Genomic DNA, 16137 nt, shown 5'->3' with positions numbered 1-16137 from the left:
GGATTAGAGGCTACTTTCCGTTGAGCGGCTCAGATCGACCATAAGCCGGGAAACAGCGCTTGCGCCTTATAGATCATGCCCGGTTCGATCAGCAGACTTGTCGCCCCGGCCGCTCCAGACAGCTGCAGCACATCCGTTCCGGAAGCCAGCAGCCGGATCTTTCCTCCCGATTGGGAAGCGTTGACGAATACGTACTCCAATCCGATCGATACTGCGGAATCGGGCAGTTGCACCTCCTTCGTCCCCGTTTCGGTGGCCGGGAGCATCAGTTCGATCCCTGCGAATAATCCGCCGCTCAAGGTAAGGGTGTCATCCAGTACGTATCGGGGTCGCGGGCCCGTATAGGTCAGCCGGCTATCGTCAGAGACGTTAAGACGCAAAAAACCGCGACCGCCATCCAGATCGTTTTCCGAATACGGATCGATAATGTGTAGGCCGTTAATCGACGCCCCGGATGCCGCATACGCCCAAAAAGGGACGAGCATCTGCGGCGTGCTTCTGGTGTCGATAGCCCTCGGACGTATTAACGTTATTTTGCCGATGCGGACTTGACCGCTCGTCACGTGGGAGGCAACGATATGGATCGAGAACGCGCTCCGCTCCTGCGAGTAGGAAGAGCCGGCAACGGCCGCCTCGTTGGGGTCCTGTACGGTAACGTCCGTCGCGATCACTTCCGGTGCATTCGGCCCCCAACGCGCCCACTCCACCGCCTTGCGTTCCGGCCGCACGATCATCGCCTTCTCGATCACGATCGAGCCCCGGATCTTTTTCGTAAGGTTAACCCCGCCGCTCAGTCCGGGAAAGGCAAAGCGAAGTCCCCCGACCGGACCGTCCGACTCGGAACGATAGTTGGCGATATATACGTCAAATAATGGATTTACGGTACTCGAGGCGGTCAGGAACCCTGGCACGAGCTGCAAACCGCCTCGTCCGTTGTTGCTGGTCTTGACATCGATAAGCGATACGTCGATCTTGTTCCCGAACTGACTGTTGGGTTCGATATCGATGCCGAAACCCGGGTTCGTCAGGACGATCTTCCCCGTATTGCGGTAATCTCCTCCGACGATCCGTCCACTCTGGACGGTGACGATCGACAACCCTTGCCTGCGATTGGAATCGGCGATGCAGTCCTGAAGCAAGATATGCTCGGGGATCGGCAGCGCCGTATTATGCGGGTACACGCCGATATAATAGCCATCGCCCCAAAACTTCTCGGCAGTTCCGTTATGGATGGCGATATGTTTGCTGCCGGAAGCGATATAAAAACCGAACCCCCACTCTCCGCCAGTCCCCGTATGAGTCCCGATATCCCCGATCACCCAAGGGCGCCACATCGTAACGTGCTCGCAGCCTTGCAAGTTAAAGAGTACGTGCTCGCCATAAGGGCTCGCTTTTGCTTGAAAACGGAACCGGCCGTCGAACCAATGGGTGCTGTCGCTCGGCGGCCGGATGCCCCCGTTGAACTTGGTCGCCGGATAAGCGGGGTCGTCGCAATCGATGACCGGCGCTATGTCCCCGGTATAGAAATAGTTCTTCGCCCCTTTGCCATACGCGGCCCGGACTCGTGCCGTGCAGTCGACGCCTGTCTGGACGCCGACCTGCAACATATCGATTCCCTGCGAGATTTCCAATACGGCGACTTGGCCCGATGCGATCAACCCGTGATCGGCATAGCCGTCCGGCGACCCGGTATAACCGGCCGTTGGCGTAATGAAGTACCAGGCGCCGCCGCCGTCCCCGGGAGCGTAATAGCCGCGCGTCCTAACGAGTTGACCGTCCTCCGGCGACGACAAGCTTTTCATTGCGGTGATCGTATCGACTACGATTACTTGTTCGCCGCCGGTCGCCCGCACTTCAGTCTGACCCAGCACGCCGCCCGCCACCAACATCGCGCCCGCGCTTGCGGCCGTACCGAGCAATGCCCTGCGGCTCATCCTCATCCTCTTGTTCTCCACTATACAGCCCTCCTTCGTTCCTCTTGCGCCTCACTCAAGAAACCCCTGATTGTCTTGCATTATTACGAAACGTGTTCCTCCAAAACAAAAATGGCGGCATCGCGATCGTTTTCTGCCCAAAAATGAAATCGCTTTCATTTTAACTGAAACCTAAGCAGCTCCAGCCGAGAAGACTTCCCCCTTGCAGTAAAGCCGCATGCAGGACTGATATGGCCTCCTTCCTTCCCTGCAAGTCCTTCCGCCCGAAGAATTTGTCAGGGTTACAGGCTTTTCTCTACTATATAGAACACGGAAAGGAGAGGCTATTGCGGAAAAGGACAGACCGTATGCCGATCCGGTCACATTCCCGCTTTCCAGGGATCGGTCGGTCTGCTTCAGGCAGCGGCTAACCGTTTTTTTTGGTTTCGATACGGCTACCGGTACTGTTCTCTATATTTGCCCGGCGAACAACCGCATTGGCGAACAAACAATCTCCCGAAGGAAGCGGCATCCTCGTAGCCGACCCGATGTGCGACAAACGACACAATGTCGTCGGTTTCGATCAGCAATTGCTTGGCCTTTTCGATCCGGATGAACTGCACAAATTCGTATACACTGGTGCCCCGGTACCGATTGAAATGCCGATTTAACTGGCGCTCCCCGACGTAAAACAGTTTCGACAGCATCGGCAGCGTGATTTTCTGGTTGTAGTGCCTTTCTACATACCCACAGACCCGACTTACAAGCAGTTCGTTCGGAGAAGGGCTTTGCAGATTGTGCTTCCTCTTGTTGTAGTAGCGGGACAGCAGGATGAACAGCTCGGTCATTCGCAGCTGCACTAGAGCTTGATAACCGGAATCCTGCTGCGTCATTTCCCGATGCAATTCCTCTAGAATGCCCCGCGTTTTGTCCGCGTCAGCCGCCCCCAAATTCAGCTTGTGGTTAAACCTGATTTCGCGATTTAAAAAAGGCTGTACGTAAAAAAAATCTAACGAATCGCCCAACCGTAACTCACGAAGCACATACGACGCTATAAAATCCGGATGGAACAAACAGTTGATCACTTCGATGGTCTGACCTTCAGTGACGGTGTAACCGTGCTTCTCGCCCGGGTTAATCATAAAAATATCGCCCTTGTTGATCTCGTATGAAGTATCTTGGAACAAATGCGTCGCTTGACCGCCATCCACATAAATCAGTTCGACGAATTCGTGAGTGTGCAAAAGAGGCATGCTTCTTTGGTCATGACGGTTGCGCTGAATCCAAAACGGAAAATTATCGGGATGGTTATAATGAGCCAATGATTTTACCAGCATAAATCGGATTCCCCCCTCTAGTGTATAAAATCTGCGTTTCCGCCGGTTGCCGTTCCGGATTGAAATATCGTTCCGATGTTGGAGGTGCTTCTCCGCCCGGTCAACAGACGTAGGGATATCTCCACTTCTCTCTATTTTACTTCACCAGATGACGCTTATCTAATCTATTATTCTCGCGAACGGGAAACTGCCAGTTTGATTTGACCGTTTCTGACCACTTGTAGATTTCCTGTTGTTGTCGGATTCGCGGCATCGGTCTTGTTTTGACAATACGATTATGGTTATATGTTCTTGTCCAAATACAGCAAAGGATATATATTCTTGTCCTGCGCTGAGGACAAGAATATATATCCTTAAAAATAATATGTCTTCGATGGTAGTATGAGCCATCGGACTCCCTTCCTGCACTTGGTCCAGTGTAGCGGGTCTCGGCTTCCTCTTGTTCTCGTTGCGGGGCCTTTTTGACAGCTGCAGGATTCACTTGATGGTATTCGCCATTCGCAAGCATCCTAGCCACGAAGATGGCTTGGTCCCTCCTTCGGTTACAGTATTACTTCTTCCCCTTCTCCTGAATCACCTTCTCGGCTTGCTCGGCTGCAGTGCGAAATGCCGTGTTTATGTCAGTTTGTCCCATCGCCAGCGGTAATGCCTGATCCCGGTAAAATCGGAATACGTCAGTATCATACTCTGGAACTTTTGGCGTGATCGGAGCAAACTTCCGGGATATCATCGCCTGGTAGTTTTTGCTCTTAAATTCCGTGTTGGTTCCGAGCAGCCTCTTCGTCGAGTCGGATTGTACGATCGGCAATACTCCTTTTGCAGCCAATTCATTCTGATACGCTTCAGATACCATGAATTTCAACAGTTCCATCGCTTCATCCTTGTTTTTCGTTTGCGAAGTAAGACCGAAGTATACTGGATACGATTGCGATCCAACATTCGGCAGTTCCTTAAAGGTCGGCATCGGGGCTATATCCCAATCAAACGTTTTTAGCTCATTTGGCACAGAGGTCGGAAGCGTGTTGGGGTATACAAGCATGGCTAAGCTTTGATCTTTCGCAAACTGGTCCAGAGCGGGGAAGTTTTTCAGCTTAGTCATCCCGTCGCGGTAACCGCTGTCGGCTGACGGAGTAATGAAAACAGTTTCGAACAATTGCTTCCAGCGGCTGTCGGTTGCAAGCGTCGGCTTCTTGGTAGTCATATCCACATTTGGCACGGAAAGCTGGTTCATCCGGATGATGTGATCACGCGAAGAAGCGATGCCGTAATATTGCTTGCCGTTTTCAACTCGAGTCACTTTGCGAGCCAACTCGTTCGCCTGATCCCACGTCATATCCGTCGTGGGCATCTGTACACCGAATTTATTGAAAATATCTTTGTTATAAAACAACGTCAGAGTGTTAGTCGAAACCGGTAGCCCGTACATCTTCCCTCCTGAAATTTGTTTCATCGCCTCGATTACGGTTGGTTCCAGCCGGTTCAGATCGATGCCGTGCTTTTTGATCAGATCCGTCATATCGAATTGCAAACCATGTTCGAACAACGCAGTTTCATAGTTGCCGATCGACGTCCAAAAAATATCGATTCTCGTTTTCGAGGCAATCATCTCCGGCAACGTTGAACCAGCCTTGCTCTGTATGTAGTTGATGGTAAATTGAGGGAAGGCTTTCCTGAGAGCGTTTCCATAATTTTCGTTAAACACTTGCTCCGATGCGTTGTTATTCGAGTAAATATTGATTTCCACCGGGTCCGTCTTAACGGCAGCCGGCTGACTTGGTCCCGGAGTTATGCTGTCCCTAGCATCTTTCGAATGATCCGAAGTACTGCTACATGCTGATATCCCTAGTGCCATTGTCCCGGCCAACAAACCGATTGAGATCCCTTTCATATTTCGGTCCCCTTTCAAAATGAATAGGTGATTTTTCCCATCCTTGGCCATCCTCACTGTAGCTTTCTGTTGCCGTCTACATTTCACCCACCTCCATCACATGATCATTATACGTTTACTCATTTTGTGAGAAATAATTCGACCTATTTGATATTAAACGTTTACTTAGCGGATAAAAAAATTTATACTTTCTCAAAGAACCCGCAGTCCGGGAATCACCCCGTCGAACGAGTTGATTCCCGGACTCTCAGCTCCGTCGTTAGCACCTTTCGAAAAAAATGGCCTTCTTCTGCGGCATCCGCTTCATCCGTTATCAGATCGATAATTGTGCGGGCCAGTTCGACGATGTCAGGTCCTACTGTCGTAATCGCGACGGGCAGCAGCGACTGCGTTTCCGGCAAGTCGTCATATACTACAAGTGACAACTGCTCTGGAATGCGCACACCTTCTGCATAAGCTGCCTTGACGAATTCACGCAGCAGCCCTTCGCTGTCAATTACAATCGCCGTAGCCCCGTATTCGTGAAAATGCCTCATGAAGTCGCGCACCTTGAGCGACATGTCCGGATTTCCAATCAAGGTCATCACATTCAGCTCTGGACGAAATTCCAGCCCAAGCTCCACCAGCGATTCCGTGTACCCTAGCCATTTGTCCGAATGTCCTCCCAAAAAGGCGATGTGCGTATGTCCGAGTTCGAACAAATGACTCATCGCCAGCTTGACCGCTCCTTTGCGATCAATATCGAGCCAGTGGGCATTCTCCTGATTCCAACCTTCCCGGCCCCCGACTTCGAGGATGGTGCCGTTAAACTGCTCCTTGGCAGCGATATACTCCGGAGTCTTACGTCTGTCCAGCCAGCATACCGCCCTGTTGATAAAATATTCCCGGAACGAGCGGAGCGCCTCATCCCGCTCCGCCATCGATACCATCACGGTGTAGCCTCGGCTCGACGCCTCCTCCTGAATTTGATTGCAAGTACGGTAAAAGAAAGGCTCTTCCCGCTTCGGCCAAATCAAGCCGATTCCATTCGAGGAACGGTCGACCAGACGTTTGGCTGCCAAGTTAGGTACATAATTGATTTGCTTGGCAATATCGAGAATTTTCCGGCGTGTCTCCTCGCTCACACCGGGTTCGTTATTTAACGCCCTGGATACCGAAACAAAGGTGACGCCGGCCAATTTTGCTATGTCTTTAATAGTGGGCACCAACATCCCCCCAATTCATAACTAATTTGTTCCGTTTGCTGAAAGTATAGAGTTAAACGTTTCCTTTGTCAATTAATTCTATCCCACGACAAGCCCCCCCAAAAAAAGTCTTTACCAGCAAGGACTTTTATTTAATCATATATCAAGATAAGCCGGAAGCATTATTATTATTTACAAGGTTAACGTTTAAGTATATAATCGCCATGAACAGACTACGACCACTTCAGCTAAATCAACGGCAATCCACTCTGTAGAACCGGCCTGCCGGTTCACCAATTTCAGGAGGCGGTATTTTATGGCTGACTTAGCGGATCTGCAGATAGCAGAGCAGACAGAGAACACAGAGAACACGAAGAAGAGCTTACGGATGAACCGGAGGACGCTTCTGGCATCGCTTGGCAGCGCCGGAATCGCTTTAGGGTCCCGGGCTTTAATGGCTCCAGGATTGGTCCAAGCTGCGGATTTTCATGGAAGCGTTACCAGATCCGTGTACGGCGAAGGCGACCTAGATACTTGCTGTAAAGAGGCGCAGGCGCAAATCGCAAGCATAATGAATCGTCTTGACCACATGTGTGTCATAAATGTAAAAGATCACGGTGCGCTGGGTGACGGAACAACAGATGATACCGCAAGTATTCAGGCCGCTATCAATATGGCCTCAACCAGAGGAGGCGGCACCGTATGCGTACCCGGCGGAACGTATATGATCAGTTCACCGCTTGTGATGGCTTCCCGTGTAATGCTGCACGGAGAGGGAGAGGCGAGCGTTATTAAAGCTTTTGCCACCAGCGGCTGGGGAAGTACATATTTATATCGGGGCATGATCGACATGGTTGGCGTTCAATACGGCGCGTTAAAAGATTTATGTCTACACCAGAACGGCTCTGCACGAATACCCGCCAATGGTCTAAGCTACGCCGTACTGGTCAACGCTTCCAGCGATTTGGTTATCGATAATGTATCATTTATTGACCCAGGGCTCAATGATGAATACAGTCATCCTACTGGCCCGCAACTAGCACTGATCGCTCAAGATGAATTAAAGCCTGGCTGGGGTGGTGGAATCGGCGGCTGCTATCGCGTGTCGGTACGCAAATGCCGGTTTATCCAAACCGGTACATCCAGTTGTGATTTTGCAATACGCGTACTTAGCAATTGGGAAAAGCAGATTCCAACTGAAAATTTTATGCATTACAACGAAGGTCATACCTTTATCGACTGCTACTTTAAAGGAGAATATTCTTGGAACACATTGGAGTTTGCCGGTGGGGCAACCAGATACAATAAAGTGACGCATTGTTTGTTTGACGGTAAGACGCTTACCCATATCGATTTTGATAAAGGGAGCAACCATAATATTGCCGCTTTCAATACCATCTATAGCGGAGGCAAGGCAAATCGTTATATTACTGATACAACAAAACGAATGAATTGCATCGATGACCATGGTACCGCTGCCGGTTACTTGAATTACGGCAATACCATTGCTTACAATTCCATTAATAATCTGAACAATGACAGTGCAACCGATAATTATGAAAGCGCGATCAGTGCATCGTATACTAGACAGTCGCTCATAGTGGGAAACACCATCAACAACGTGAACAAAAAGTTGATTGGCGGCGGCATATTTATATCTAAAAATGTGGATGGAATTACCATCGAGGATAACCGGATCCGCAATGTGCGCAAAGGCATTTATACAGATGCGAACTCCAATAACACCAACGGAGTGCGGATTCATAATAATGAGATCGAAGCCTTAGATCAAGCGATCATCATTGCTTTGCTGTCTGGCGGCGGCAAAGGGTTCTCCTTTACGGGCAATAAATTGAAGACGACATCTGCTCAAAACTGTTTACACGTATCGGCAGGAATACTGGAAGCGCCGATATACGCTCTCAACACAGCGGAAAATGGGGTGATCAACTTCGTACTTGCCGGGCAAAATGCCATTGCGATAGGTAATGTCTCTAGGAACGCTTCATCATACTCCTTTCAGGTGCGCGAGAAAATGACATTAATCGGAAATGTTTCGCTAAATCCTACCACAGGCGATCTGACCAAGCTCAGCGCTTCCCCGCTGCCTTCCCTTATCGGTAACACTTTCACCGGGGCTACGGAGACCTCGGCTCCGGCTTTCATGTACGGGACTGCTGCGCCTATCGATGGTACGTGGAAACAAGGGGATATTTTCTACAACACGAATCCGACTGCAGGAACAAACGTGGGCTGGATCTGCACGATCGCAGGTACACCTGGTACATGGAAGTCTTTTGGGGCAATTTCCGTTTAAACTGGTGGCTGTGGCTCTTGACGATGTCGGATGTGCCGCGGTATAACGCAACGTTGCACAATTTGTTGTATGATAATCGTAAATGAACGATTTCTTCACTGGGAATTTTACAGCCAGGAAAGAGGGTCGGCATGGCTACGATACTTGTTGTTGAAGATGACGCGAACATTCGCGAGCTCCCCCGCTCTTCCATGACTCATGCTCACGGCCAGAGGAGAAACGTGGGAGAAAGTGAAAGGGTTCGAACTCGGGACGGACGATTACTTGACCAAACCGTTTGATCCATTGGAATTGACGGTTCGCGTGAGAGCATTGTTGAAAAGATACCGCATGAGTTCCGCCAATATCATTCAACGCAAACGCAGCATTTGCGAATGACCGCGTTCCAACTGGATGAGCAAATTCGGAGAGTCATCGTGGCCATCCAACCGCAGTGGTCTGCCCGCCACATCCATTTTGACATGAATTTGAAAGAAACCGGCATCATGGGCGACTATGACCTGCTTCATCTAGGCTTCGTCGGAGACGTCCGCGAACGCTGTTTCCCTTCGGGACGAAAGGGGGTCGGGAACAGAAGAAGGATTCCATGCAACGGTAATGCGATCCGTACTTATTGAAGTGACATGCAGCCCGCTGACGGAAGGAGGAGCAGCCCAATCCTGCTCTGTCGCAGGCGCCCATTCCCGGGACGCCGCTTTAGACTCGTTGCCCCATTCATCCACGGCGAATACGCTTATCACTTTCCCTCGTTTTCATACTGTGGACTCACGCAAAAAGGCACGACCTCTCAAAGGCCGTGCCACCTTGCTGTATAACAAAATGCCTCGGGATTGCTCTGTACTGAACATATGCGGCTTCGTTGTTTGATCACTTACCTTAAGGCACTGTTCGGTAAATCAATCTCCATACGTAAGGGTTGCTTCATCCAAGTAACCAGCCAATACGGTACCGCCAGGGGAGTAAACCAGAATATTAGCCGTCACCGCATTTTCCGGAGCTACGGCCGATAATAACAAGGGGGTCCACTGACCGATCGGAACGTCAAACGATTTCCATTGAACCGGAGTCAGTCGCGCCCCGGAAGCGTTGAAAAACTGTAAGTAAAATTGGGTGTAGGATGCCGGTCCGGAATTGTACAGCAAAATGGAACCCTGATACGTTTTGCCGGGTACGACAGGCTTGCGAGCAGTCTGGATCGAAAGCGTCGCCGTGCTGCTTCCGTCGGAAAACCGGAGGCTATGGGCCCCGTTATACCGAACAACTCCGCTTACTGATACGCTTTGATCGGGAGCTAGCGTCGACACGGACCACTCGGCGATCGAGCCGTCCGCCTGCTGTGGCGTTTCGAATCCCGTATTATCCAAAGGAACGGCGTTGTGCATCACCGCAACCACGATTTGATCGTATTGGGCGATTACCGCATTATCAGACGACAGAAGCTTCCAGCGAAGCGTATACGCTCCAGGACGATCCAGCTTGATGGACCACGGAATCGTCTCGCTGTAATCTGCGCCCGCGACAAAACCGTCGCTCCGGATCTCGCCGCTATTTTGGAACGAATACGATCGGCCTTGATCGTTCAGCTCAAACCATGCGTTGCCGACTGGTAACGACTTGTTTTCCACCGTTATTTTGGCTCCATTGTACCCGTTCGCGCTTAAGATGTCCGTTTTGAGCAAGACCGGCATGGAGCTGTAAACGTCGTACGTTACACTTGTAACCGAGGAGCGGAATTTGTATAACGAATTCGCCGGCTTTGGCTTGACAGTGAAGCTGTGCACCTTCTCCGCGAGTACGCCTGCACCGGGGTCAACGAGCCTGATTTTCACTTCATACTGCCCAGCCTGGGAGAAAGCGACGCTCCAGTTCATCGTGTCGTATAGGATGGCCGGGATAACGAGTCCCGGCTTGCCGTATTCGCCGGCATCGACAATCGAATGTTCTTCGCCATCGGCCCCGGTATAGGTAAAGACGGCCTCCCCTTCACCTTGTGTTTTTTCCAGCACGTAATAGGCATGCTCAAGCGGAGACAGCCCCGTCTTTAAGGTGCGAAGGTAGATATCGAACGCCGCCCCCGATTGCTCGTAGACGTCAGACGAAGATTCCAACTCGATTCCATAGGTGGAATACGTCCTCTCCTTCACCGTCACGAGAACGGAATCGCTGGACTTTCCATTCGGGTTCGATACGGTTATCGTTGCAGATCCCGCCGACACGGGTATTATTACCCCTTCCGAGCTGACCTTGGCGACAGTATGGTCGGTTGACGACCACACGACGTTTGGCGAAGCGTACGAAGGCGAGACGACTGCGTTCAGCTTGACCGTTTCGTCGAGGTATAGCTCCACGGTATGCGCTTCCAGCGACACTTTGCTGGCCGCTACCGTATTATCCTCGAACGTATAACGGTACAAATTGGATTCGTTCTCCTTTAACTTGAAGTAGAAGTTGCCGTAACGATCCTGCGCCAACAGTGAAGCTCCGTTTGCGAGCACCGTAATTTCGCGGGTTTGTTTATCGATACGGAAAAAATAGTTGCCTGCGATGGTTCCATACACATGCCCGTCGCGCAAGCTAACTTGCATCTGAGGATCGCGCCAGCCGCCGGTCGATTCGGGAAAAGCTTCCTCGCTATGAACGACCTGCCGCAAGACCGGGTCATAGACGAAAAACGTTCCTTGAGCAAACCCCCAGATGTTCCCGTCCGGTCCGGCTACCAGCGCGTTAACCGCGCCTTTTCCCGGCACCGGAACCGTCTCGTACTCCTTTTGCCCCGTCGCGATGTCAAAAGCAAACAGGCGTCCGTCCGCGTATGGCCACGTCTGGCCCATACCGCCGACATACGAGGTGCCCCCGTATATTTTTCCGTCTTTATAAGCAAGCGATACTACGCTCTGGTCCTGGACAATGTTCCGATACACCTGGTAGGAGTTCGAACCTTTCGTCGGGTCATATACGGTTAAAGCGCCGCCGCTGACGGCATAATCCGGTACCGTTCCGATGAACACCTTGTTAACCTCGGGCACTCCGAGCATCGCATAGGCGCGGTCCTGCTTATAGTCGGTCTTCAATTCGAATTTTTGCACAACCGTTCCACCGAGTTGCCACGCTTTCGTCGTGTCGTATTCGAATAGGATCGCGCTCGGATAGACGCCAAAATACATTTTGTTGCCAAGCGCGGTCATCCCCTCGACCTGATTCATCGGAAGGCCGACGATATCTGTTCCCGTCGCAGGGTTAAAGATGCCCATCCCTCCCGGAAGAAAGCCTGCCGAAAAGATGTTTCCGTCCGTCGAAGCGCCAAGCGTATTAAGCTTGAGCGGGACCTTAGGCAGCTCAATATTGGCTAGTCGCCATTTTTTGGACTGCAGGTTATACTTGAAAAACCCTCCGGATGTTCCGGCAAACCCTACAAGCGTATAACCAGAATCGCTTTCCCCGCTCATTTCGACCAGACCCCAGCCTACGACGTTGGCTTTCAAATCCATCTTCCCGGTTGCCGATATCGTATCCGTGATCGTATCGGTATTCAGATTGTAAGTCTTCATAACGCCGCCATAAGTCAGATACACTTCGTCCGCATAAGGAGACTTTGGCGATACGCCGCTTGAATGAATAGCCTGATCGCCGAAATCTTTCGTAACGCCGGTATGCGTATCGATTACGACCAGGCCGTTGTTCGGATCCATTTTGGCGAACAGCTTCCCTTCTATCAGATTCAGATCGTAGGTCAGCCTGTATTTGTCCCGAATGGAGTCGGGCATAAGCTCCGTTTTGGCGCCGGAACTCAAATCATAGCGGACGAGGGATGCCCGATTTCCGCCCACGCCGACATACAGAGAATGTTCGGTCTCGCCGTATACCATGCTACGCGAATAAAACTGATCGTTTGCCATTCGCCCGAGGTCTTGGAACTGTCTTGTCGTCGGATCGAAACGGAATACGCGGCTCTCGGGGTAGACGCCGAAATAGATCATTCCGTCCCTGTCCTCGGCCATTTGGTAGATGATGGCTCCGGAAGCGGACTCCATAGGACCGTGAAGGTCCGTCACTTCGTTCAACGCCGGGTCGTACTCGAACAACTTCGATTTCGTATAGGTGCCGATGTATACCTTTCCGCTTTTGGCGGGCCAAATGCTCCATGTTCCTTCGGCGATATTCAAATCGAAATGTTTGACGGCCCGCTCCGACTCGATATCGATCACGACGAATCTCGAATTCGGACTGGACGGTATGACCGTGTAACCAACAGCCCGGCCGCTTTCTTCCCCGATGGCACCACGGTACGATGTGTTGCCCATCAACACCTGCGGACCCAAATTCACAATCATGGGAGTTACGTTCACTGTCTGCATATCTTCCGCCAATATGCGTCCCTCCGCATCTACGGCTCTTATCGCAAGCTCGTATGCCCCGACTTCGGAAAACTTAACGGTCCAGTCGACCTGATCGGTCGAATTCCCCGGAATCGAAAATCCGCCTTCCCCGTATACGCCATTATTTTTAATGTCTGTCGGCTCGCCGTTCCGATCGCTGGCGGACCAGTATATATCGCCGTCTCCGGATCTTTTTGCAAGCTCATAATGCACCTGTTCTAGTCCTGTATGTTTTAGATTAGTCGCCGTTGTCGTTACAGTCACATATTCTCCTGCTCCTACCGACTCCGGAACATCCAGCTCGATTGCGGCTTTTTCCGGTACCTCGGATTTAACCCGGACCAGCGCGGTAGCCGTCTTTCCTCCGTCGACCGTCGTGACTGTGACTGTTGCCGTACCCGACTTCTTTCCTTTAATTTTGCCTTTATCGCTGACCGTCGCTACCCCGGGGTCGCTGCTCGTCCAAACAACCTTTTTATTCGAAGCCTTCGATGGTTCAACGATGGCCCGCAGCTTCGCTGTAGCGCCGATCTTCACAGACAGTTCCGTCCGGTTCAGTCTTACCCCGGTTACCGGCGTATTCGGCTTATTCGGCTTGCCTCGAAGCGAAAGGGGTACCCCGTCCGCATCTGTATACCTGCCGTCAGCCGCAATTTCGGATCTGTTCGCAACGGAGTCGGGCGGACCGTTATCCGCCATAGCTAAGGGGACCAGACCGAATACGGATGTGACAAGCGTGAGGAGCATCGTCAGCATACTGACAATTGTTGTTTGATATAGAAACTTGCGTTTTCTCATCAATTTTCCTCCCACTGCGCCTAGTTTTCGGTTATCTGACTTGAGGCACATCCAGCCACACGCTTCCTTGCTCCACAGCCAGCTGCGCGATAATGCCGGGCAGCGTATACTCCATCGACCGGTACACGTCGATCGGCGGAGCTGCCCGACGATTCAAAGCGTCGATGAAGTCACGAAGCAGCTCATACTCGGATGTTCCGTGACCCCCTCTGCTGGCGTGAGCCGGCGCCTCCGGGTCGGTAATGCTGCAAATGAGTGGTTTTGCTCCTTTCTCATATTCCGGGTCGCCCTCCAAATAAATCCATCCGTCGCTCCCATAGCCCGTTCTCCCATTTTCGATAAAGCCTTTCGAGCCGTATATCGAGTAAAATCCGACTGCCGGCTTTCGTGACGCTACAGAGCTGCGGAGCAGCTTGATCGCCCCGCCTTTCTCCGTTTCGAACAAGGCCGCCTGCATGTCGATGCAGCCGACGCCGCCCTCGGGCACGATCGTTTTCGTGCGACCTACTCCAGTGGCCCGAACGATTCGGTCGTCCATCATCTCCAATATCGGACCTAGCGAATGCGAGCAATAGTGCAGCGGAGGACGTTCGTTCCGCCAGTAGGTTCGGCCCTCCGGGCTAACGATCAGATCTCGGATCTCGTGTACATATTCGCACTCCGCATAAAAAACGGTTCCGAGCCGACCGCTGCCGATAATGCGCTTCCATTGTTTCCAGAAGTGGAAATAGACCGCATTTTCCGCCATCATATACGTATTTCCGGTACGTTGCACCGCCTTTACGATGTCAAAGCACTCCTCCACAGTCGATGCCGCCGTCACCTCGCTCAGCACATGTTTGCCGGATTCCAGGGCGGCTACCGTCTGACTGGCGTGAAACGGCAGAGGCGAACCAATGATAACAATATCGATGTCCGACTCCAAGAAATCCTCATACTTCTCATAACGAGCGCTTTCCGCTATTCCCAAATCATTCCCGGCCCGCTCCAGCACCGCCGAGTCCGTATCGCATAGGGCGGTCACCTCAACTTGAGGATGATTCATGTAGGCCGCCGACCGGCCGGCTCCGCCAAGGCCTACCAGCCCGATTTTCCACTTGCCTGTCACTTTCGACAACCTCCCGCCTGTTGTTATAGGGTACGTTTTGCGACCGCTATATCCGAAATCCGTCCCCCTCCCTTTCTGTCCGAATATGGCCTGTAACCCGGTACCCATTGCGATTCGGTCTGCGCTTTCAGCCTATGGATACTGCTTAATCATACTGCCAGAGGCATGCTCCGATGAATGTCCAATTGTTCGTTTTTACTAGTCATTTTGTTCGGTTGGCTCGATACTGGCTGGGAGATATGCCGTAGTAATTGCGGAACGCGCGCGTAAAGGCATAAAGTTCCGAATATCCGAGCGACAGAGCGATTTCGGTGATCGGAACGGCCGTCTCTTCCAGCATTTGCTTACCTTTACTCAGCCGGAGCTGCTGCAAAAAATGACCGGGGGATACACCCATTTGTTTCGTAAAGGCATCGGTAAAATAAGAACGCTGTATCCCTACGTATTCGGCCACATCTTGAACTGTTATTTTTTCCGAGTAATGCGTGTCCATAAAGATTTCACTTTCGCGTATCCACACATTGGGGCTCTTCTCTTGCAAGCTATGACGTTTGGGTCGTTCCGCGACCGTAAAATTCTCAATCAGTTCGTAAAATTTTCCGAGCCACTGAAAAAAATTCCTCTCGAGAGGAAGCTGGCGAAACAGGTCGAGCAATTGGTGCAGACTCCCTGACAATCCTGGTAGAAGCACCTTTCTCGAATAGGAACGGGTTCTGGTTAGTCCTATGGATTGAAGGAGCGGCTCTACGCCCTCCCCGCATAAACCGATCCAAATAAGCCGCAATTCCGGCTTCTCCGGAACGACCCCATATTGAACGGTAGTGCCCGGCAGCAGACAGAACATATCGCCTTTATTTAAACGAACGGCATGTCCGTCCGCCGCAAAATTCAGTTGACCTTCGAGAACGAACTGCAAGATGAAATGATTCAATATTCTCGGTCCCGACCGGTAATTGGGTTTTGCCAGCATTCTTCCGGCGTATAAAGGACATACGCCGATCGCCTTCTCTAGTGCGGACGGCGTAAAGTAGACAATATCGGCGAACTCGTAAGCATATTCTTTCAACCCGCGCAAAAGTGTCCCCCCTTACATGTAAGCGCATTCAATTCTACTCACCTGAATCAAAAAGCTGGACAAATCTTGAGACATTTCTCTTTGGGGTTGCATCGGGCCAGGTGGGGGACACGCCTCCTCCTAGAATCCTGTGCCTTCTTT

The 16137-nt window shown here is 51.5% G+C and carries 8 protein-coding genes and 1 pseudogene; 2 read left to right on the top strand and 7 right to left on the bottom strand.

Features of this window, described 5'->3' with window-relative positions:
- Window positions 1-29: 29 nt before the first annotated feature.
- The 4 genes from AC3Y2E_RS17200 to AC3Y2E_RS17185 form a co-directional block, all read right to left on the bottom strand.
- Complete coding sequence (locus AC3Y2E_RS17200; protein ID WP_379212447.1) at window positions 30-1955, bottom strand: hypothetical protein; 1926 nt, start codon at window positions 1953-1955, stop codon at window positions 30-32.
- 413 nt (window positions 1956-2368) lie between these two features.
- Window positions 2369-3250, bottom strand: a complete 882-nt coding sequence (locus tag AC3Y2E_RS17195; protein ID WP_379212445.1) for a helix-turn-helix domain-containing protein — start codon at window positions 3248-3250, stop codon at window positions 2369-2371.
- Window positions 3251-3800: 550 nt separating this feature from the next.
- Window positions 3801-5138, bottom strand: a complete 1338-nt coding sequence (locus AC3Y2E_RS17190) for an ABC transporter substrate-binding protein (protein WP_379212443.1) — start codon at window positions 5136-5138, stop codon at window positions 3801-3803.
- A 215-nt stretch (window positions 5139-5353) separates the two neighbouring features.
- Window positions 5354-6349, bottom strand: a complete 996-nt coding sequence (locus tag AC3Y2E_RS17185; RefSeq protein WP_483875102.1) for a LacI family DNA-binding transcriptional regulator — start codon at window positions 6347-6349, stop codon at window positions 5354-5356.
- Between the two features lie 289 nt (window positions 6350-6638).
- Here AC3Y2E_RS17185 and AC3Y2E_RS17180 point away from each other — a divergent pair, with 289 nt between their 5' ends.
- Window positions 6639-8639: a glycosyl hydrolase family 28-related protein gene (locus AC3Y2E_RS17180; RefSeq protein ID WP_379212438.1), complete on the top strand. Its 2001-nt coding sequence runs from the start codon at window positions 6639-6641 to the stop codon at window positions 8637-8639.
- A 195-nt stretch (window positions 8640-8834) separates the two neighbouring features.
- A pseudogene (locus AC3Y2E_RS17175) lies at window positions 8835-8993 on the top strand (response regulator transcription factor); the annotation flags it as partial.
- Window positions 8994-9535: 542 nt separating this feature from the next.
- Here AC3Y2E_RS17175 and AC3Y2E_RS17170 read toward each other — a convergent pair.
- From AC3Y2E_RS17170 to AC3Y2E_RS17160, 3 genes are all read right to left on the bottom strand, one after another.
- The gene (locus tag AC3Y2E_RS17170) at window positions 9536-13813 is read right to left on the bottom strand and encodes an Ig-like domain-containing protein (protein WP_379212436.1); all 4278 of its coding nucleotides are present in this window, start codon (window positions 13811-13813) and stop codon (window positions 9536-9538) included.
- Between the two features lie 31 nt (window positions 13814-13844).
- A complete protein-coding gene (locus AC3Y2E_RS17165; protein ID WP_379212434.1) occupies window positions 13845-14921 on the bottom strand; it encodes a Gfo/Idh/MocA family protein in 1077 nt (358 codons plus the stop codon).
- Between the two features lie 202 nt (window positions 14922-15123).
- Window positions 15124-15996 (bottom strand): AraC family transcriptional regulator, encoded by an 873-nt coding sequence (locus AC3Y2E_RS17160; protein WP_379212430.1) that lies wholly within the window; start codon window positions 15994-15996, stop codon window positions 15124-15126.
- Window positions 15997-16137: the final 141 nt, after the last annotated feature.

It is taken from the genome of Paenibacillus sp. MAH-35 (genome assembly GCF_058135425.1).
This window is presented reverse-complemented; position numbering and strand designations above follow the sequence as displayed.

Bases quoted from the DNA above. Each gene is read 5' to 3' on its own strand.
- AC3Y2E_RS17195 (WP_379212445.1), bottom strand. From the start codon at position 3,250: ATGCTGGTAAAATCATTGGCTCATTATAACCATCCCGATAATTTTCCG.
- AC3Y2E_RS17190 (WP_379212443.1), bottom strand. From the start codon at position 5,138: ATGAAAGGGATCTCAATCGGTTTGTTGGCCGGGACAATGGCACTAGGG.
- AC3Y2E_RS17185 (WP_483875102.1), bottom strand. From the start codon at position 6,349: ATGTTGGTGCCCACTATTAAAGACATAGCAAAATTGGCCGGCGTCACC.
- AC3Y2E_RS17180 (WP_379212438.1), top strand. From the start codon at position 6,639: ATGGCTGACTTAGCGGATCTGCAGATAGCAGAGCAGACAGAGAACACA.
- AC3Y2E_RS17170 (WP_379212436.1), bottom strand. From the start codon at position 13,813: ATGAGAAAACGCAAGTTTCTATATCAAACAACAATTGTCAGTATGCTG.